This window comes from Pantoea sp. B623, from assembly GCF_024814475.1.
Classification (GTDB): Bacteria; Pseudomonadota; Gammaproteobacteria; order Enterobacterales; family Enterobacteriaceae; genus Pantoea; species Pantoea ananatis.
Map to the genome: position 1 here is coordinate 1,423,051 of NZ_JANUXM010000004.1, position 20,110 is coordinate 1,443,160.

18 protein-coding genes are annotated in these 20,110 nt (G+C 52.4%); 3 read left to right on the plus strand and 15 right to left on the minus strand.

The window, feature by feature from the left end; genetic code table 11:
• Positions 1–323: 323 nt before the first annotated feature.
• The 3 genes from dhaM to dhaK are packed head-to-tail and all read right to left on the minus strand — an operon-like array spanning position 324 to position 3,469.
• Entirely contained in the window at positions 324–1,745 is a 1,422-nt protein-coding gene (dhaM, locus tag NXS97_RS08570; RefSeq protein WP_116219490.1) for a dihydroxyacetone kinase phosphoryl donor subunit DhaM, read from the minus strand.
• A gap of 10 nt (positions 1,746–1,755) precedes the next feature.
• Positions 1,756–2,388 carry a dihydroxyacetone kinase subunit DhaL gene (gene dhaL, locus NXS97_RS08575; RefSeq protein ID WP_116219489.1) on the minus strand — a complete coding sequence of 211 codons (633 nt, stop codon included), beginning with the start codon at positions 2,386–2,388 and terminating at the stop codon, positions 1,756–1,758.
• A 10-nt stretch (positions 2,389–2,398) separates the two neighbouring features.
• The gene (gene dhaK / locus NXS97_RS08580) at positions 2,399–3,469 is read right to left on the minus strand and encodes a dihydroxyacetone kinase subunit DhaK (RefSeq protein ID WP_104933197.1); all 1,071 of its coding nucleotides are present in this window, start codon (positions 3,467–3,469) and stop codon (positions 2,399–2,401) included.
• Positions 3,470–4,056: 587 nt separating this feature from the next.
• On the opposite strand from dhaK, the gene NXS97_RS08585 reads away from it, so the two are divergent.
• Positions 4,057–5,154, plus strand: a complete 1,098-nt coding sequence (locus NXS97_RS08585) for a glycerol dehydrogenase (RefSeq protein ID WP_014606491.1) — start codon at positions 4,057–4,059, stop codon at positions 5,152–5,154.
• 97 nt (positions 5,155–5,251) lie between these two features.
• On the plus strand, positions 5,252–7,168 hold the full coding sequence (dhaR, locus tag NXS97_RS08590) for a dihydroxyacetone kinase operon transcriptional regulator DhaR (RefSeq protein WP_028714859.1): 1,917 nt from the start codon (positions 5,252–5,254) through the stop codon (positions 7,166–7,168).
• Between the two features lie 67 nt (positions 7,169–7,235).
• On the opposite strand, the gene lpxO is transcribed toward dhaR, so the two are convergent.
• From lpxO to proB, 9 genes are all read right to left on the minus strand, one after another.
• Positions 7,236–8,147, minus strand: a complete 912-nt coding sequence (gene lpxO, locus NXS97_RS08595; RefSeq protein WP_014593021.1) for a lipid A hydroxylase LpxO — start codon at positions 8,145–8,147, stop codon at positions 7,236–7,238.
• A 301-nt stretch (positions 8,148–8,448) separates the two neighbouring features.
• On the minus strand, positions 8,449–10,197 hold the full coding sequence (locus NXS97_RS08600) for a glycosyl hydrolase family 28-related protein (protein ID WP_014593017.1): 1,749 nt from the start codon (positions 10,195–10,197) through the stop codon (positions 8,449–8,451).
• Between the two features lie 199 nt (positions 10,198–10,396).
• Positions 10,397–10,687: a hypothetical protein gene (locus tag NXS97_RS08605; RefSeq protein ID WP_013024790.1), complete on the minus strand. Its 291-nt coding sequence runs from the start codon at positions 10,685–10,687 to the stop codon at positions 10,397–10,399.
• The gene (locus NXS97_RS08610) at positions 10,684–11,031 is read right to left on the minus strand and encodes a hypothetical protein (protein ID WP_013024789.1); all 348 of its coding nucleotides are present in this window, start codon (positions 11,029–11,031) and stop codon (positions 10,684–10,686) included. The genes NXS97_RS08605 and NXS97_RS08610 overlap by 4 nt, the downstream gene beginning before the upstream one ends.
• Positions 11,028–11,495 (minus strand): hypothetical protein, encoded by a 468-nt coding sequence (locus NXS97_RS08615; RefSeq protein ID WP_013024788.1) that lies wholly within the window; start codon positions 11,493–11,495, stop codon positions 11,028–11,030. The genes NXS97_RS08610 and NXS97_RS08615 overlap by 4 nt, the downstream gene beginning before the upstream one ends.
• A gap of 196 nt (positions 11,496–11,691) precedes the next feature.
• A complete protein-coding gene (locus NXS97_RS08620) occupies positions 11,692–11,970 on the minus strand; it encodes a hypothetical protein (protein ID WP_013024787.1) in 279 nt (92 codons plus the stop codon).
• A 422-nt stretch (positions 11,971–12,392) separates the two neighbouring features.
• Complete coding sequence (locus NXS97_RS08625; RefSeq protein ID WP_028714857.1) at positions 12,393–13,112, minus strand: XRE family transcriptional regulator; 720 nt, start codon at positions 13,110–13,112, stop codon at positions 12,393–12,395.
• A 359-nt stretch (positions 13,113–13,471) separates the two neighbouring features.
• Positions 13,472–14,725, minus strand: coding sequence for a glutamate-5-semialdehyde dehydrogenase (gene proA, locus NXS97_RS08630; protein ID WP_116219488.1), 1,254 nt, complete (start codon positions 14,723–14,725; stop codon positions 13,472–13,474).
• 9 nt (positions 14,726–14,734) lie between these two features.
• A complete protein-coding gene (proB, locus tag NXS97_RS08635) occupies positions 14,735–15,838 on the minus strand; it encodes a glutamate 5-kinase (RefSeq protein ID WP_024471994.1) in 1,104 nt (367 codons plus the stop codon).
• A gap of 351 nt (positions 15,839–16,189) precedes the next feature.
• Here proB and ompC point away from each other — a divergent pair, with 351 nt between their 5' ends.
• Positions 16,190–17,308, plus strand: coding sequence for a porin OmpC (ompC, locus tag NXS97_RS08640; RefSeq protein WP_015700888.1), 1,119 nt, complete (start codon positions 16,190–16,192; stop codon positions 17,306–17,308).
• A gap of 218 nt (positions 17,309–17,526) precedes the next feature.
• On the opposite strand, the gene crl is transcribed toward ompC, so the two are convergent.
• The 3 genes from crl to gpt form a co-directional block, all read right to left on the minus strand.
• The gene (gene crl, locus NXS97_RS08645; RefSeq protein ID WP_015700889.1) at positions 17,527–17,928 is read right to left on the minus strand and encodes a sigma factor-binding protein Crl; all 402 of its coding nucleotides are present in this window, start codon (positions 17,926–17,928) and stop codon (positions 17,527–17,529) included.
• Between the two features lie 119 nt (positions 17,929–18,047).
• Positions 18,048–19,301: an esterase FrsA gene (gene frsA, locus NXS97_RS08650; RefSeq protein WP_014593013.1), complete on the minus strand. Its 1,254-nt coding sequence runs from the start codon at positions 19,299–19,301 to the stop codon at positions 18,048–18,050.
• Positions 19,302–19,416: 115 nt separating this feature from the next.
• Positions 19,417–19,875: a xanthine phosphoribosyltransferase gene (gene gpt, locus NXS97_RS08655; RefSeq protein WP_014606498.1), complete on the minus strand. Its 459-nt coding sequence runs from the start codon at positions 19,873–19,875 to the stop codon at positions 19,417–19,419.
• Positions 19,876–20,110: the final 235 nt, after the last annotated feature.

Here is a 20,110-nt window from a genome sequence, read left to right on the forward strand (position 1 = left end):
TAATCACTCACTGTTTCCCGCCTTAACCCAAATATGATTTTAAAAATATTCCCTTAACTAAAATGCACTCCCTTGAGAATTTCCCGAATAAAAATAAACATGAAATCCCAAGGTAGTCCCTGGCGGAAGCCCATTTGTGGGACGCGCTTTATTTATGTTTTCTGATTGAAATATCGGGTAATTATTGGATAAAAATGCGTCAAAATGAGAGGAGGTTTGTCGAAAGGTTAAGGGAACAAAAAGAGATTTAACTGAAATTTTGTGTCAGGGCCAAATAAATTAAAGCCCCTGAAACAGATACCAGAGGCTAATGAACACCAGCGTTATGCGCAACTCACGCGCTGTGCAGCGGGATCAATCAATAGCCTGTCCTCTGGCTGAATGATATCCAGCACTGCGCCCTGCTGACAGATAAAGGCAATACCGGCCTGCTGAGCAATGATTGCGGCATGTGACAGCGTGCTGCCCTCCCGCAGGCAAATGCCTTTTACCAGTTGCGCATCCAGATTAACGACCGCTGACGGAAAGATATCGTCTGCCACGATAATGGCGGGCACGTCTGGTGTCGGCAGCCTGATGTCGCGCCCTTTCAGATGACACAGAGTACGATACAGTATGTCTTCGATATCAATAAACCGCGCCTGCAAATAAGCATCATCCAGGTGCTGATATTGCTGGCTTAATTCCATTAGCACCTGATACCAGGCTGATTCAGCGCAACACGAGTCATTACGGATGACCTCACAGGCAGCGTCAAACAGGTCGGGATCGTCCAGCAACGTGTGATGGCCTGAGAAAATAGCCGCCACCGAAGCACCATATTTCTTCTCTGCCAGGGCAGCCAGCGCATTCAGGTCATTGAGCGTATCTACTATCGCCTGCTGCAGCCGCCGCTCTTCCTGCCCGACATCGCTGCAAGGGTGCCTGGCAGGCTGCGCCAGCGGCAGGGGATAAAACACCGCTTTACCCTGTACCTTCTCGACGGTGGACGCCGATGTTTTTAACGCCATCGACTCGGGATGTTCGCCAAAATCTTCCGCCGCAAGGGATTCAAATGCCGCCAGGGCACGCTCAGCATCGGGCCCACTCGCCGACAAGGTAACGGCGTCATGACAGCGAACCTGAAGCAGAGCAATCTGGTTGAGGCTGTCTGGCTTCACGCACTGCCCCTGTTTCTCTAACACCAAATCAGCGTTCATTCCCGCCAGTGCCGCGACCAGCCGCGAAGCAGGACGAACGTGCAGACCGTGGTGGTTCCTGATGGTGACCGTAACCGAACGCGCGTCAGAATCGGGCGCTTGCGCGGGCAGCGAAGCGGCGTGCGCGGGAGGCGTTATCCCTAACTGGGCCTGTTTCGCCGCCAGCGCATTCATGGCAACGTCAATGACTGTGTCGATGTCCGCCCCCGCCGCCGCGCTAACGGTGGCCGCCAGCGTGCCTTCCACCAGCGGTGCTGCACACAGGCGCACTTTTTCAGCAATGACCGGATCGAGCAGATCAAGTGCCGTCTCAGCACTGAGCAGGGCACTTCCCATATCCATCATGACCAGCACATGATCGGTATCCGCGACAGCCTCAATCGCCTCCATCACTTTTATCGGATCCGTGCCGATGGGATGATCAGGATCGTCAATGCCGGCGGCGACCGCGATCCTGCAGTTATCGCCGGTTAACATTTGCCGGGCCAGCATTTCCACGCCCTCGCCTAACATTGCACTGTGTGACACGATCACCAGGTTTACCATTCCTCTCTCCTTACTCCCTGGCGGCGGCGGCCAGCATTTGCATCATGAACATGACCGAGGTTGCACCGGGATCCTGATGACCGATACTGCGCTCACCCAGATAGCTGGCGCGCCCTTTGCGGGCCTGCATGGTGATGGTTGACTGGGCGGCTGACTCCGCCTGTTGGCAGGCGGCATCAAGAGCGGCGTTGAGTGAGACATTCTGCTCACTGGACTGACGCAGTGACGCCACGACCGCGAGCCAGACGTCGCACATGGTTTTATCGCCAGGCTCGGCTTTACCGCGGTTAATGACCCCTTCCGCCCCTTCACGAATCATCTGATACAGCTCTTCCAGCGTCAGGCTCTGATGCGCCTGGGTAACCTGAGCCGCACGAATAAAGAACGTACCAAACAGCGGCCCGCTGGCTCCGCCTACGTTTGAGAGCAGCATCATACCGGTATTTTTAAGAATAAAGCCGATATCTTTATCTTCGACAGAGGGCAGCTTCTCGACAACTTTACTGAATCCCCGATGCATATTTAACCCGTGATCGGCATCGCCGATTTCACGATCCAGTCCGGTCAAAAAATCACTTTCACGGGTAAAAACTTCACCACAGCGGTAAAGCCAGCTCACAATTTGGGCGCGGGTCAGTGACATATCGAACTCCTTATTGGCCCCAGTTCAGGGCTGGTGTATGGACCGGCGCATCCCACAGCGCCAGGGAATCATCGTCCACGCTCAGCAACGTGATGGAAAAGCCCACCATATCCAGTGAAGTGCAGTAACTGCCTACCAGACTGCGCTCAAGGGTGATCCCCTGCTCTTCACAACGCTGCGCCAGGCGGTTGTACACGCCATATAATTCTGATAGCGGCGTCGCGCCCAGGTTATTGACCAGCGCAATGACTCTGTCGCCGCGTGTTAAAGCCTGCTTGGTGTGCTGCACTTCTTGCCAGCTACCGCTATCGACATCCCAGTGACGCAGCGGGCGGCTGTAGGTGCCATTTTCCAGCAGGGTTTCAAACATCTCATCGACCGTGTTATCCAGTGAAGTAAAGGTGCGGCGATCGATACCCGGCTCGCCATGAATCCCGACACCAAACTCCATTTCATTGTCCTGAAGTTCAAACGAGCGCTTTCCTGCAGCGGGAACGGTACAGGCGCCCAGCGCGATGCCAATAGAGTGACCACAGTTATTCAGCTTACGTCCCAGCGCAGCGCAGGCTTCAAGGGAATCGCCCCGCTCTGCGGCAGCGCCAACCAGTTTTTCAATCAGCACGGTATTCGCCACGCCACGACGTCCAGCCGTGTACAGGCTGTCTTTTACGGCGACATCATCATCCACGACTATCGTCGTGACCTTCACGCCGCTTTCGTGCAGCAGTTCGGTTGCCGTTTCAAAGTTGAGGATATCGCCAGTGTAGTTTTTAATGATCATCAGTACGCCCTCACCGCCGTCAATTTTCATGGCGCACTCAAACATTTTGTCTGGCGTGGGTGAGGTAAAGATTTCGCCGGGGCAGGCGCCAGACAGCATGCCATGACCAATAAAACCGCAGTGCATCGGCTCATGGCCGCTGCCGCCGCCCGAAAGTAGCGCAACCTTTCCCACTACAGGCGCATCGGCTCGCGTCATGCAGACGGGATCCTGATGAAGCGTCAGTTCAGGATGGGCTTTTGCCAATCCTGCCAGTTGTTCACTCAATACATCTTCCACACGGTTAATCAGCTTTTTCATTCTTTATGCTCCGTTGGATGCGGTTAGCTGTCACTCTGCCTGAGGCAAAGACAACCCGATTACGGGGGGAACGGTGACGGCGGCAGACCGCTCATCGACGCACTGATTCTCATGGAGTCGACGAGAAAAAAAATGTCAGGATGAAGAGTTTCATAACGGAACATCGTGAGGTTTTTTATGTTCCATAATGAAACATATCACGCGTCTGTTGGGTAAAAATGAGAGGCAAAGCAAGTCATGACAGCGGAAGCGATAAATAAAGGCCGTTGAGCAGGCAGGTTTTTTAGCGGCAGACAGCATCGCGCGTCATGTAGTCAGGAAAATCGTCGCCACATTTTGCCGTTTTACACTGCTGGAGACGATCGCGATCGCAACATAGCTTTCAAACCTGGTTTATTGTTCCAGTATGAAACGTGCGGAGCGGTAAGGTGTTCCATATCAGAACGTTGGCCGCAAAACTTTTTCACCTCCATGTCGCGCGTAAAGTGAAACGCGACGTCGGCCATCATTCGGCTTTCACTGCAAGTCGAGCCAGAGAGATGCCAGCGTTCACTATGCGAACATGTTCTTACTTGAGGGTGAAAGGAATGCCAAAAATTATCCAGTCTCCAGCGAAATATATTCAGGGCCCCAATGCCGCCATGTCCTTCGGCCAGTACGCAAAGAACCTGGCCGATCGTTTTTTTGTGATTGCCGATGACTTTGTAATGAACATGGCGGGCGATAAGGTGTTGAGCGGCCTTGCTGAACATGACGTCACCTGTCATGCAGAACGTTTTAGCGGGGAATGTTGCCGGACTGAAATCAACCGGCTGATGACGTTAGCAGAACAAAACGGCTGCCGCGGCGTCATCGGATTAGGGGGCGGTAAAACGCTGGATACGGCCAAGGCGATTGCGTGGTATCTCAAACTGCCAGTGGTGGTTATCCCCACCATCGCCTCCACTGACGCGCCCACCAGCGCATTGTCTGTGATTTATACCGAAACCGGTGAGTTTGCAGAGTACCTGATCTATCCCAAAAACCCCGATATGGTCGTGATGGATACTACGATCATTGCCAAAGCACCGGTACGTTTACTGGTCGCGGGAATGGGCGATGCCCTGTCCACCTGGTTTGAAGCCAAAGCCTGTTACGATTCTGGCGCAACCAGCATGGCAGGCGGCAAGTCGACGGCCGCAGCGTTAAGCCTGGCGCGGCTGTGCTATGAAACGCTCCTGGCGGAAGGCGAAAAGGCTCGCTTTGCGGCTCAGGCAGGCGTGGTAACAGATGCGCTGGAACGTATCGTTGAGGCCAACACTTACCTCAGCGGGATTGGCTTTGAAAGCAGTGGTCTTGCCGCCGCGCATGCCATTCATAATGCGTTTACCGTACTGGAAGAGTGCCATCACCTTTATCACGGTGAAAAGGTCGCGTTTGGTACGTTATCCCAGTTAATTTTGCAGAACAGCCCGACAGAAGAGATCGAAACCGTGCTGGCGTTCTGCCAGAAAGTAGGATTGCCTGTCACCCTGGGGCAAATGGGCGTGAAACAGGATATCGAGAAAAAAATTCAGGCGGTTGCCGAGGCGGCCTGTGTGGAAGGCGAAACCATCCACAATATGCCGTTCCCGGTCACACCAGACAGCGTTTATGCGGCGATTATCACTGCCGATCTGCTAGGACAGCAGTGGCTGTCGCGTTAATCTGTCACAGGTAAACCGCTGGCCCGAGTCTCCGGGCAACGACTTCCCCCTGGCTGCGCTGCTGGGGGGATCCTATGGTCTTTCAGCGGAAATGGATATGACAGTGTTCGCGCCCGAGAGCGATAAACACGTTTCAGCGGTGATAGCTCAGTCATGGCACCGCTGCAGTAAATACATGCAGCGGGATAACTGGCAAGCACCGCATCAGGCACAGGGATTAACTTACGCGTCGATTTGCCGCCGCAAAACCGCCCTGCTCACCATTGGCCAGGCCACGCTTGAGGATGCGTGGGAATATATGGCGAACCGCCCTTGTGCGCTGTTTATTCTTGATGAATCCGCCTGTATCTTAAACCGTTGTGGCGATGCACAGACGCTGCTGGATCTTGAGAAATTAGGCCTGCAGGAGGGAAGTTACTGTGCGGAAAGTATCATCGGTACCTGCGCCCTGTCGCTGGCCGCGCTTGAAGGCCAGCCATTAAAAACCAGCCGGGAACAGCATTTCAAACGGGCTCTTCATACCTGGTCTTTCTGCTCTACACCCATATTCGATAATCACGGTCGTTTATTTGGCTCTATCGCGTTGGCCTGTCTTTATCAGGATCAGGCGCCCTCCGATCTCTCGCTTACGCTTTCTGTTGCCCGGGAAATAGGCAATTCACTGTTAACAGACAATTTGTTAGCCGATTCCAACCGCCATCTGAACCAGCTTTATGGCCTGCTGGAGAGCATGGACGACGGCGTCATGGCGTGGAATGAGCAAGGCGTCCTGCAGTTCCTGAATGCTCAGGCAGCCCGGCAGTTGCACCTTGATGCCTTAACCAGTCAGGGAAAGAATATCGCTGACCTGATCACGCTGCCGGCTCTGCTGCGCCGGGCGATTAAGCAGGTAGAGGGATTAAAACATGTGGAAGTCACCTTCGAGAGCCAGCATCAGTTTGTTGATGCGGTGATTACCCTGAAACCCATTGTTGAAGTTCAGGGCAACAGCTTTATTTTACTGCTCCATCCGGTTGAGCAGGTCCGTCAACTCATGACCAGCCAACTGGGTAAAGTCAGTCACACCTTTGAACAGATGCCAGAAGAGGATGCCGACACGCGTCGTTTAATACATTTTGGTCGTCAGGCAGCCAAAGGCAGCTTTCCTGTCTTACTGTGCGGGGAAGAAGGGGTAGGTAAAGAGTTGCTGAGTCAGGCAATTCATAATGAAAGTGACCGGGCAAGCGGCCCTTACATTGCGGTTAACTGTCAGCTTTATGCCGACAATACACAGGGAGAGGATTTTACAGGCAGTGCACCCGGCGAGGATAGAGATGGCCGTTTAAGCCGTCTGGAACTGGCCAGCGGCGGCACGTTGTTTCTGGAAAAGATTGAATATCTGACACCCGGACAGCAATCTGTCCTGCTTCAGGTCATCAAGCAAGGCGTGCTGACTCGCCTTGATGCGCGGCGGCTGATCCCCGTTGATATTAAAGTGATTGCCACGACTACCGTTAATCTGGCCCATCTTGTGGAACAGAATCGTTTTAGCCGTCAGCTTTATTACGCATTACATTCCTTTGAGATTGCCATTCCGCCCTTGCGCGCGCGGCGTAACAGCATTCCCTATTTAATTAATCACCGCCTACGCAGGCTGGAAAAACGTTTTTCCTCGCGCTTTAAAGTTGATGACGAGGTGATGACGCAATTAATGGGTTATGGATGGCCCGGTAATGACTTTGAATTAAACAGCGTGATTGAAAATATTGCTATCAGTAGTGAACATGGCCATATCCGATGGAATAACCTACCAGAATCGCTTTTATCTGAGCAACCTGACAATGCCGCAAACGCCTCTCTGCTGCCGGATAATCTGTCATTTAGCGCGATTGAAAAAGAAGCGATCCTCCAGGCTGCCCGCATGACTCAGGGCAAAGTACAGGCGATGTCTGATCTGCTACACATCGGCCGCACCACGTTGTGGCGAAAAATAAAACGATACGCGATTGATGTAAGGCAGTTTAAACCCAAATAACGGTGTTCACTGCCTGTATTATGGGTTCAGCCAGACGCTGAGTGCTGTTCTGGCTGTCATTCCCTTTCTACATCACGATACTCGGCACGATGATCGCAAGGAATATCAGTACAATCGAGGAGTGCTTAACCCAGTAATAGACTGTCCTGTTCCGTTTTTTTAAATTCTGTCCAGCATCGCGAATCGCATTGACGTATTTAAAAATGCGGTTGATGAAACCCGTTTTGTCATTTTCGTCATTGGGTGAGGCTGCTGCCGACATCAGGGTACTGCCTACCCAGTGATTAATGGCCTGTGCCCAGCGCCACTTCATAGGACGCTCAATATCGCAGAATAAAATGATACGCGTTTGCTCACTTTCATTCTGTGCCCAGTGCACGTAGGTTTCATCAAAAATAACCGCCTGCCCGTCGCGCCAGCTGTGACGTTGTCGATCCACCTCAATAAAGCAGCGGTCATCGTTGGGCGTCACAAGGCCGAGGTGATAGCGCACCGATCCGGCATAGGGATCGCGGTGTTTACCTAAATGACTGCCCGCCGGCAGCTCTGCAAACATCGCCGCTTTGACTGAGGGGATTTTACTGACCAGAGCCGTGGTGACCGGGCAGAGCTGCTGGGCAGACGGATGTGCGTCGCTATACCATTTAAGGTAAAACCGTTTCCAGCCACGCTTAAAAAAGGTATTAAACCCTGCATCATTATGGCTTTTGGCCGCTTTGATATGATCCTGAAGACGTATCGCCTCTTCGCGAATGACCTGCCAGTTATCGGTCAACTCGCGAAGCTCTGGAAATTCCTCTGCCGGAAAATAGGGCTGTTTCGCTGGCAATCTTGAAAAGCCTGTCATGAACATATTAACAGGTGCCATAAAGGTCGAGTGATCAAACAACTGACGCGAGAACTTTTGTTTTTCTACACCGCGCGAGTGTGCATAGATTACGCTTATAATAAAAATACCAATAATGATGGCAGCCACCATACAACGTGTTCCTTATGTTGCAAGAATGGATGGTTTCTTGCGGAGATTTAATGGAAGAATAATTTTTAGTATTAAATTGCAAAATTTTTTGTCAAGTAGTGCGCTTTCAGGTGTTACTCCCGCAACCTGAGTTGACGTCGTTTAACAATCGTTTAAATAACAAAGACTGGCATCAATGCGTTGCACGAATATATGCGGCAGGCATTCAGATCCCGATAAAACCAAAGAGCGGCGGAAGAGACAGGTACTGCGCTTAAAGCAAAAAAAAGCGAGGCCGAAGCCTCGCGTAGGATTGCCAACGTTAATCGTAATAAGGGACTTTACGATCGGTACCGTTAATATTGATGAGCACAAAACCCGTCGGTGTTGTTTTATTGGTCGGCGACCCCGCCGCCGTGGCGAGGGTTACCACGCCTTTTTCATTGGCACCCACGCCCGCGACGCCATTATGTAACCCAAAGCGTGCGGCAGGCTTAAGCGTACCCACTTTCGATACGTCATCCACCAGGGACAGGTCACTCTGAAACAGGGAACAGGAACCCGTATCAAAGCGCGTCGGACCGGTGGTTTTGAGGTTAAACATGGTTTCACCACTGTTGGCTCGCAGCTTAACCCAGATACCGGCATAGGTGGTTCCCACACGGTTATAGCGAATGTCCATCACCGCAGGCTGCCCCATATGGCAGGCATCTGCCCAGACCGTATCCAGCCGCTGCAGGTTGATCCAGGTCTTGCCCGTGCCGGGCATATTGACGGGCGAGCCTGCCGTACCTGAAGGCGTGGTGTTATCCGCTTTACCGATCAACTCAATGACCCACTGTTGATTGGGCGCCGGGAAAAATACCTGCCCAAGACGATACCAGTTATCCGTCTCCGTATTGTTCACCACCTTATAGCCACTAAAGTACCCGGCCCGCAGCGAACCGCTCATGAAAGTGCCGAAGTTCTCGTCACGTCGATAGCCATACTCGAAGGTAGAAAGCCACTTGCCTGCCACAAGGTCCTGGCTGAGCTTTGAACCTGACTGCAGGTTAATATGACGCATTACCACGCGGGCGTTGTTCAGTATTAATGGCGTACTGCAGTTCTCGACGTTGAGAGTATCGATGGTCCAGCCGCCATCAGACAGATCGCCGGGATTGCGCGTATGTTCAATCCAGACGTTACGCATAATCGCCTGCGTCATACGCGGCATATACAGCGTGGCATCACCATAGCCCGTCTGGAAATTCGCATTGCATAACTCAACGGCCGTAGAGTGATCCCAGACGCCTTTGGGGGAACCTGACCAGCCGATATCGAAAACGCGCGAGTAGGTGGTATTGGTATAGATTTGCTCAAACTTACTGTCGAGCGTGTCCTGCAGCTTAAAGATGGTTCCACCGCTGCGCTGCCCGCGAAAACAGCTGATATTAACGATTTGCCCTGCCATACAACTGTTTTCAAAAAACGGCTGAACATTGCTGCACATTTCAGGGGTAATGGTGGCCGTGTTGGTGACGGTATCCGCCGTGGCCTGTCCGTCCCAGGTAATCCCACGAATGGTGGTGCGCCGTGCCTGAACTTTGAACAGGGTATTGGCACTTTTATCTGACACGATGGTGGTGCCGGGCAGAGAACCTAGCGCCAGATCGTCCCCGGCCAGGCCAAAGAACGGGATTTCTGCATTGCTCAGATCCATGGGCATAATCAGAAAACGCCCGCCCGGGAAACGTACCGGCAATCCCTTCATGTTCTGGCTGTAAGTTTGTGACCAGCCGAGAATACGTTTAAACGCATCGGTGTCATCCGTGACGCCATCGCCCTTGGCCCCAAAATGCAGGATGTTCACTTCTCGCGGATCGTTGATTGAACGCTTCCAGTAGAAGCCGTTTCCTATGGCTACCGTACCGCCATCATCTTTTAAAATCGTGGTGCCGGTAAACCCCACAAAATCGCCGCCGCCACGAAAGCTGGAATCTTTATCGTAGTAGCGTTTCAGTACGGCAATTTCACCTGGTTTTGACGGCATGGTCGTACGAAGCTCAGCAAATGAGTTAACTTCAATCATGATATCCTCCTCAGGATAATAGGCTGTAAATCAGAAGGTTAAAGAATCTTCGGCAGCGGAATGACCACACAGGACATCCCATAAATCGTTATGGCTGTTAATGGCGCGCACGGTGCGAATGTCGGCCTTATTGGCGTCATCGCCATGGGTATAAATCGGGGAAAAGAGGATGCAGGCTGAATCGCGATAAATGATGGGCTCAGGGTTGGTGATATTTGGACTGCTGCAGCTTGTCGCGAGCAGCAGCGTCATCAAGATTAAGGTTATCAGTCGCCACACGCTTCGCCTCCTCACTATTGCGTTGCTGTTGATGAGTAACATTCGCCATGCGATTTGCCTCTTGCCTGGCGCTGTCAGCTTCCGACCGGGCTTGCTGTTGCACCTTGCCGATTTTCTTACCTCCGACGTAGCTGGCAACGACGGCGATGATCAGTGCACCCATCGCCGCCAGCCCGTGCCAGCCGCTGGTAAACAGAGAAAAAAACGTCATGATGCCTCCTCTTTGCTCTGGCGCTTTTCATTCAGCAGGTTTTTCTGGCGAACAAATTGCGCAATGACGCCCATCGCCACCATAAAGGCGCCAATGAGACCAAGGTAATTGTGGGGAAGGATGCTCTTCACATCGTCAGGCAGCGTTTGCCACGCACTGAGGGCAGACGACGGAAATGACTGGACCCAGGCGCTGAGCATTGACCCCAGCGAAGCCAGCCATACAGACCAGGTTTTAAATAACAATTTGGCATGGGAAACGAACTGCAACGTGGTGAAACGCTGCATCAGCAGCAAAATAATGATGACGGTCAGCACGGCAATGATGAAAAATAACCATCTCATAGCAGCCCCCGGTAGATGTCATAGTTACCGCTACGCATGACTTCAGCATGACGCCTGACGCGCCCGGGGGTTTGCCGGGCCCAGAGACTGTTGAGCATGGCATCGCCCGCCTCCGTAAAATGCTCACGCGTGATGGCACTGAGCATATTTTTAAACTGCAAAACTCCGTCAACGCCCAGTTGGTATGCCATGCTCATCAACACATCGGTTCGTGCGTCATTGCACTTTGCCAGCGCCTGCTTCAGGGGAGCGCGACTTTGCATATCCGTGATTTTGTTTTCCAGAATGCACTGTTTCCACACATCGCCCACCCGACGCGGCACCCGCAGCACATAGTTACTTAATGACGCCCCTTTTGGTCCGATACGAATCCCTCCGGCAACCGTAGGAAACCCCAGTGAATCGAGATAGGGCATTTCGGCGTAACCTTCTTCGAAATTCAGTATTGCAATAATCTGGCTCATAGAAACTCCTCAGTGATGATGCAGGCAGCCCATCCACCATGAAAAAACATAAAGCAAACTGATTAGTGCCAGCGATAAACGCAGCGGCAGAACGGTTAAAAATGCAGCAGCACTAACGTTTTGCCTAAAAATCAGGCACAGGAAGGGAGGATGGCGCGGCCTGCTACAGGCAGTGGATCGGTGACGGTCGTCGCGTTCAGCGAACCGCGTAAAGGTGAACATGGGGCAGACAGCAGTTATCAAAACCTGAAATCTCTTTGCTTCTCCGCTGTGGCGCGCTTACCGCGCGGTCAACCACAGAAGTAACCTGCCGCTGACAAATTTGTTCAGCGCGTCGCAAAGGTCGGGGTTCGGGTGGGTAGTTAAGCGCATCGTCGATGCTTTGTTTGAGACGGTTGAGAGGTTGACGCCGCTGATGACGGCGGGTACGTGCGTTGCCGATGAAAACGCTTTTGCCATAGTGAATTATCGCCATAACTCCTCCTGTGAATGAGTCTTTGGCGATAGGGTGGCTGGCGAGTGTTTTGGGTCTGAAGAACAGGCTCGAATGTCGCTGAAAGCTGTTCGCAGGCGCACCTCCCGGCTGAATAATCAGTCAGGTGGAAGGGTCAGCAAAAGGGAACAGGCGGCATCTGACGACGCTGCATTAGGCGCATCCACCCCATCCCAAAGCTCATTAGCTTTTGGGGGGGTTGATTCGCGCTTGTGCAGCGCCTCAATTGTTTAAGAGCGTTTCATCCATGAGGTAACACGTTGTTTCATCCATGTTCAAATTATTAACAGGTTCTTATGCTTTATCAAATACCACTAGTTAATTTATTTTTAACTGAAAGTTAACTTTTTGAATTTAGGCCGATTATTTTTTTACAGAATATGCGGGCAGGCCTGCTGGATGGCCTATCCCAGAATATGATACTGCCGGGCCTGACTCATAATGACTTTAGCCAGTACGTTTAAACTCCCGACATCGTCTCTGTCGAGATACCAGGTTTCGTAACGTTTGTTGTCCGATATGACGGCAATTCTTTTGTGTTGCAGCTGCAGACGCTTGAGATACAGCTGCTCATCCAACGTAAAAATGTAGATACCGTCTCCGTCAAAATTCTGAACGCTTATGTCAACAAACAGCTGATCGCGCGGGCCAAAGGTATCGGACATGGCATCGCTGTTTATGGCAATGAGCCGGATATGGTCGGCAGGACGGCCGCTGAACAGAACCCGGGCCTCATCCTGATCGTATTCAATGGCCTGAATGATTTTGACAAAATCATCGCCTACCGCTGACTTTTGCCCTAAATCAAAACTGTTCACGCGAAAGGTGTTTTTTGGGCCGGGAAATGCGTGAAGGGGATAGGATTCCGGAGGCTGATCCATACCGTGTTGCAGCCACTCAACCCTGACGCCCAGTAACTGGCTGAGCGCGAGTAAATTGCCATTATCGGGTACGGACTGCGCGTTGAACCATTTCCACACGCCCGGTGCTGAAATCTTGCAACCCTGGCGTTGTAACGCACAGGCGACCTGTTTATTGCGTCCGTGTCCAGTAATGCCCGCACTTTCGCAGGCTGCAATCAGCCTGGCGGTGAAAGCTTGTCTGGTACTTTCTTTTTTAACCATTAGTTAATAATTGACCGTGAAAGAGGCGCTGAATGTTCTTTTCATTTTTGCTACCAGTTCATTTTATATTACCGTCAGTTTACTACCTAACAGCATGACTTAGCATTTCTGATTATTTGTCACCCTATCACCGCACAGCGAACCACAAAATGCGTCGGCAAGCCGCGTGCAGTCTCACTTTTCAGTCATTCTTTGTAAAAAAAGGCCAGGCTACTGAATCGTCCTGGTCGATCAATATCATTCTGACGGCTTAAAAACGCATCAAAAAACGCAAGACTCTACCATTGAGTGGCGCGGAAAAAGCAGCATAAAAAAAACGGGAGCCTGAACAGGCCCCCGTTTTATTTTAAAAAATGCAGTTATGCACGCAGGGTGTCATCACCCCAGGCAATCCATTTGTAGGTGGTCAGCGCTTCAAGCCCCATAGGGCCGCGGGCGTGCAGTTTTTGCGTACTGACGGCAACTTCTGCGCCCAGACCGAACTGTGCGCCGTCGGTAAAACGTGTACTGGCGTTCACGTACACCGCAGAAGAGTCCACCTGCTTCACAAAGCGGGCCGCATTCTTGGTGCTACGCGTCAGGATAGCGTCGGAATGTTGGGTGCCATGCATACGGATATGCGCAATCGCCTCATCCATATCAGCGACCAGTTTGACGTTCAGATCGAGCGACAGCCACTCATCGTCATAGTCGCCCGCTTTCACGGCCGTTACGCTGGCAGGCCCCTGTTGCAGCCGCGTCAGAACATTGGCATCAGCATGTAAGGGGATATTTTCTTCGGCCATGCGCGCAGTAAAAGCCGGTAGAAAACGATCGGCAATCGCGGCGTCAATCAACAGCGTTTCAAGCGAATTACAGGCGCTCGGACGCTGTTTTTTGGCATTGACGATGATGTCCAGTGCAGGGGCAATGTCCATGGTGTCATCGATATAAATATGGCAAACCCCGATTCCACCGGTGATCACCGGGATAGTAGAATTTTCCCGGCAGAGCTTATGCAGGCCGGCCCCCCCGCGCGGGATCAGCATATCCACATACCGATCCAGTTTGAGTAGCTGATTGACTAACTCACGATCCGGATTCTCGATCGCCTGAATCGCCGCCGCGGGTAAACCGTGCTGCTGAAGGGCAGTCTGAATCACCCGCACCGTCGCTGCATTGGTGCGCCACGTTTCTTTCCCGCCGCGCAGAATCGCGGCGTTGCCGGTTTTCAGGCACAGGCTGGCGACGTCCACGGTAACGTTTGGACGCGCTTCATAAATAACCCCCACCACGCCAAGCGGTACGCGACGGCGCTCAATGCGCAGCCCACTGTCCAGCTGGCCGCCATCGATCACCTGCCCGACCGGATCGGCTAACTGGCAGACCTGGCGGACATCTTTGGCAATCGCGCTGAGGCGCGCCGGCGTTAAGGTCAGACGATCGAGCAACGCGGCGCTCATACCGTTCTGTCGCGCCTCGGACAGATCCTGCTCATTCGCCGTTAAAATAATCTCACTTTCTGCTTCAAGTCGGTCAGCAATCGTGAGCAAAACCTGATTTTTTTCGGCTGCGGACAGGTCCGCCATCGCCCAGGCTGCGGCACGCGCCGCCTTTCCCATTTCTTCAAGCATATCTGTTCCTTAGCTGACGATCATATCGTCACGATGTACCGCAACCGGCCCGTACTCATAGCCCAGAATTTCGCTTATCTGTTGACTATGATGCCCTGCGATCATGCGCATCGCGTCGCTGTTATAGCGCGAAACGCCGTGGGCGATATCGCGCCCCTGCAGGCTGCGGATACGGATGACTTCTCCACGGGAGAAATTGCCCTGAATCTCGCGGATACCTTTTGGCAGCAGTGAGCTGCCGCGCTCGATAATGGCGGCAAGCGCGCCGTCGTCCACGGTAATTTCGCCTGCTGGCGGGGCACCAAAAATCCAGCGTTTGCGGTTTTCAAGCGGCGTTTGCTGCGCATGAAACAGGGTGCCCACCGGCTTGCCCGCAATGACATCGCTAATGACGCCGCTGCGGCTGCCTGCAGCAATAATCACATCGATACCGGCGCGGCAGGCAACGTCTGCGGCCTGCAGTTTGGTCGACATTCCGCCCGTTCCCAGTCCGGACACGCTGTCGCCCGCTAAGGCGCGCAACGCATCATCGATAATATGCACATCGCTGATTAATTCCGCCTCTGGGTTATGACGCGGATCGGCAGTAAACAGCCCCGGCTGGTCGGTCAGTAAGAGCAGCTTGTCTGCCCCACCCAGCATGGCTGCCAGCGCAGACAGGTTGTCATTGTCACCCACTTTGATTTCAGCGGTGGCAACCGCGTCATTTTCATTGATGACGGGCACGATGTGGTTATCCAGCAAGGCACGCAAAGTATCGCGCGCATTAAGAAAGCGTTCACGATCCTCCATATCGGCGCGAGTCAGTAACATCTGACCGATATGAATGCCGTAGATGGAAAACAGCTGTTCCCACAGTTGAATAAGACGACTTTGCCCCACGGCAGCTAACAGCTGCTTTGAGGCGATGGTAGGCGGCAGTTCGGGGTACCCCAGATGCTCACGACCGGCCGCCATCGCGCCGGAGGTCACAATCACAATACGATGGCCGGCGGCGTGCTGTTGCGCGCACTGACGCACTAATTCCACCATGTGCGCTCTGTTTAACCGACGCGATCCGCCGGTAAGAACGCTGGTACCCAATTTGACCACAAGGGTCTGACTGCCACTCATGTTGTCCTGCCGTAAAAAATTTCTGTGAACCGACTTTTTAACAGGTGCAGTGAGGGAAGCCAACAGCCAGTAAGGGAAAAACTGCAAATTTCGCAGAGCGTCAATTAGACCAAAAGTTCCCTGTTAACAACAAAACATCAAAATTGTCATAAAAAGTTCATCGTTGATCGGTAAAAAGTCCGTGTTTTACAAACTTTTTCATTGATGCCTCAAAAGTTTTCTTGTTGTAACAAGGCGGCAACTGAATGCCCCCCGGCCTGTTCACTGAGCATCCGGAGAATAAAGGCAGCCATGCCTGTAACAGGAAGACGTTGAGGACAAAAAAATTTTACTCATTGGGATTGATAGCAAATGAAGAAAAGTACACTGGCAATCGTGGTATCTGCTCTGGCCCTGACCTCTGCTGCGCAGGCCGCTGAAGTTTATAACAAAGATGGTAACAAGCTGGATTTCTACGGCAAGGTTAAAGCCGAGCATTACTTCAGCGACAATGCCGGTGCTAACGGCGATAAATCTTACGTGCGTATTGGTTTTAAAGGCCAGACGCAGATTAACGATATGATGACCGGCTACGGCCAGTGGGAATATGAGTACAAGGCAAATAACTCTGAAGGCAGTGATGCTAACCAGAACAACAAAACTCGTCTGGGCTTTGCCGGTCTGAAATTCTCTCAGTACGGTTCATTTGACTACGGCCGCAACTACGGCGTGCTGTATGACGTTGAGTCTCTGACTGACGTCTTCCCGGAATTTGGTGGTGACGGCACGGCACGTACCGACAACTTTATGGCACAGCGCGCTACTGGCGTAGCGACCTACCGTAACACCAACTTCTTTGGTCTGGTGGACGGTCTTAAGTTTGCTCTTCAGTATCAGGGTAAAAATGACTCGACTTCTGCAAACAGCCGTACAGATACCTCCCGCCAGAACGGCGATGGTTTTGGTGCATCACTGGGCTATACCATTCCTGATTCTGGTGTAAGCGTATTAGGTGCGATCACTTCATCTGATCGTACCAATGCCCAGGTCGCGGGAACCTATGGTCGCGGCGATAAAGCCACATCATGGGGTACTGGTTTAAAATATGATGCCAACAGCGTTTATCTTGCGGCGATCTATACAGAAACCCGTAACATGACGCCAATTTCAGTTCCAGGCAGCTTCAGCAATACTACAGGTACAGTAGGTGGTTTCGCCAACAAAGCTGACAACCTGGAACTGGTTGCGCAGTATCAGTTTGACTTCGGCCTGCGCCCATCCATTGGCTACGTGCAGACCAAAGGCAAAGATATCGAAAACGGTATCGGCAATGCTGACCTGGTTAAATATATCGACGTGGGCGCGACCTACTACTTCAACAAAAACATGTCGACCTTTGTTGATTACAAAATCAACCAACTGGATAAAGACAACAAGCTGGCGCTTAACAACGATGACGTTGTTGCTGTCGGCCTGACCTACCAGTTCTGATGAATCTGAGTCTTGCCTGGCGAGAGGGACTGTCGAGGGAATGACGGCCCGCGCTATGGAGAGGCTTAGTGCTTTACCCTCAATGTGAATGTGTCTATTAAAAGGGCGAGTTGCAAAACTCGCCCTTTCCTTTTCCTGTCGCCCCATGACCCTGTCTGCCTGCAGATACTCTGGCTGCCTGAGGCGGGTACAAAAAAGGCCCTCGCAGGGGCCTGATGTCAGGCGCTGAGTTTTACCGGTTTTTCATCAAAATCACTGGCAGGCACCAGATCCAGTTCAAACTCTTTCAGCATCTCTTTTAGACGGCCGTGGAAATTACGTAACGTTTCTTCCACGCGGGCGTTGTTATCTTTGCCCTTGATCGTAGCGACAGACCAGTCGCCTTCTTTGTCAAACAGACCAATGTGATAAACGTAGGTAAAGTGATCGGCGTGCGCTTCCAACTCCATCCACCAGCCCCAGAACTCACGCAGTTCGGGCGCAGGTTTTACATTCACGCAGGCAGCCAGGCAGTCGAAGAAAAAACGGTTTTCACTACACTTTCCATCACGGATGTAAGGTCCTAGTTCCGTGAAGCGTTTAAGCAGGCGACTGCGGGGATGGCCACTCGGTAACGTCATGCTAATTCTCCATAAGGACAGGCTTTATATTCCGAACCGTAGCAGCCATGCTGCTCTGTCTTTCGACGATCCGAATGATTCCAGCTAGTAGTTGTAGCAAACACGGCAAATTTTGCCAGCTATCTTTGCAAACGTTGTGCCAGCCAGTCGCTGATTTCATTAAGTGCCTTATCAAAACTGGCGATCACCGGTTTTACCGGAATTAACAAGGCCTTACCCTGCGACGAGGAGTTAGCGATTAATTTGCTTTCCTCTTCCGGGCTGAAGAGATCGTTTGTCCAGTAGGCGGACAACATTGGTGTTGCGGTTCTGCGCCCCAGCAAGCCCTGATTTTTCAGGGAATAGCTAAGCAGTTCCGCCCGCAATGCGCTGTCCGTGGTGCCCGTCATGCCGAGTCGGCTGGCAAGCATATCCATATACATATCCGGCACTTTGTTCTGCAGAGGAGCCTGCGTCAGCATACTGTGTACGATCGGTCCCAGACAGGCCACGGCTTTAAGCCGCTGTGATTCGAGATAGGCCAGACGGACCGCCACATTGGCACCAAAGCGAAAGCCCAACGCGGCAACGCGTGTGTGATCGATCCAGGGGACAGAGGTCAGGTCACGCAGGACCTGCTGATGCAGAAAGCTGGTATCCTGGCTGAGCTTCCACTTCATCGAATTGCCCACGGAAGGCATATCCAGCGTGAGCATGGCAATGCCACGCGGTGCCAGATAGTCATGGAACAGACGATAATGATCGGTTTGTAGCGAATCCAGCGCGCCGCAAAACATGACGGTGGGATAAGGCGCGTCCACGCCGGACGGCATATGCAAAAAGCCGCTTACCGGGCTGCCGCCCTGAATCGGAAAGGTGAGCGTTTTAAGCTCTCCGGGTAGCCGTTGGGTTGCCTCTTCATAAGCGCGGCTGGCCAGCGTCTGCGCCTGATCGGCCAGCTCATCGCCTTTTATATAAGGATACGCCGCCACGCTGTAGAGATGCGACGCATGTAACCAGTCGTGACCAGCCCGATCGTGTTCGTCTGTGTTCGCGTCAAGTGCCCGCTGCTGCCAGATGCCCGCCTGCCTGCTCCACTCGTAGTTCCAGTTACCGTTACGGTAACCGATGACCGTATCCAGCAGCGCCGAATTGGTGTGCTCAACATCGCTGATGGCGATTCGCGCCAGCACCTCGCTAATCTCCTGGGAGGGCAAACCACGCCAGGCCCACATCAGCTTATTAAGCATCCGGTACCAGCCACGCTGGCTGTCCCCATCCAGCGCAGAATGCACCTCATGTGTGGCGTGACGACGCAGTCGCACCAGGGTCGAGGTTTCAGGGTGTTTAAAACGAGGCTTGAACAGCTCAACGCTCAGGTTTTTGCCAGGCATATTACCTCTCTGACAGCATTAACAGCGGTAAGTAAGTGTACTGTACCGCAAAACAACTCGCGAGGCGCAGAAAGCACAACGCCCGGAAAACCGGGCGTTGTTTGTGTTACATCAATCAGCTTTTAACAATCGGCGGAATATAGACCACGCCCATGTCCCATGGCTGCTCAATCCAGGTGTTCTGAGGGATATCAACGATATAATCGTCTACCAGCTCACGACCCGCAGGCTTAGCAAAAATGGTGCAGAAACGGGCTTTTGGGTACATTTCGCGAATGGCCTGTGCGGTGCCGCCGGTATCAACCAGGTCGTCAATCACGATAAAGCCTTCGCCATCGCCTTCTGCGCGCTTTAACACTTTCATTTCGCGCTGGTGATCGTGATCGTAGCTGGAAATACAAACGGTATCGACATAGCGAATACCCAGTTCACGTGCCAGCAGCGAAGCCGGTACCAGACCGCCGCGGCTGACTGCAATGATGCCTTTCCACTGTTCAACAGGAAGCAGGCGTTGAGCCAGTTTACGGGCATGAATCTGCAGCATGTCCCAGGTAACGACGTATTTTTCGCTCATAAATAGGTATCCCAGCCAGTCAGTGTGGCTTAAAAAATGTGCAACGGGGAAAAGGTTGCGCGAGATTATAAGGACATGACGCGCTAAAAACCAGCACCTGGCTTCTGGTTGCGGCTTTTTAACGCGTTGAATATCACACCGGGTGAGAAACAGTGATATTCTCGCCCTATCTCGTCGGTATACTGACGGCGATCTTTCACTGGAACTTCGCAATGTCCGGCCTGGCCGGCGCACT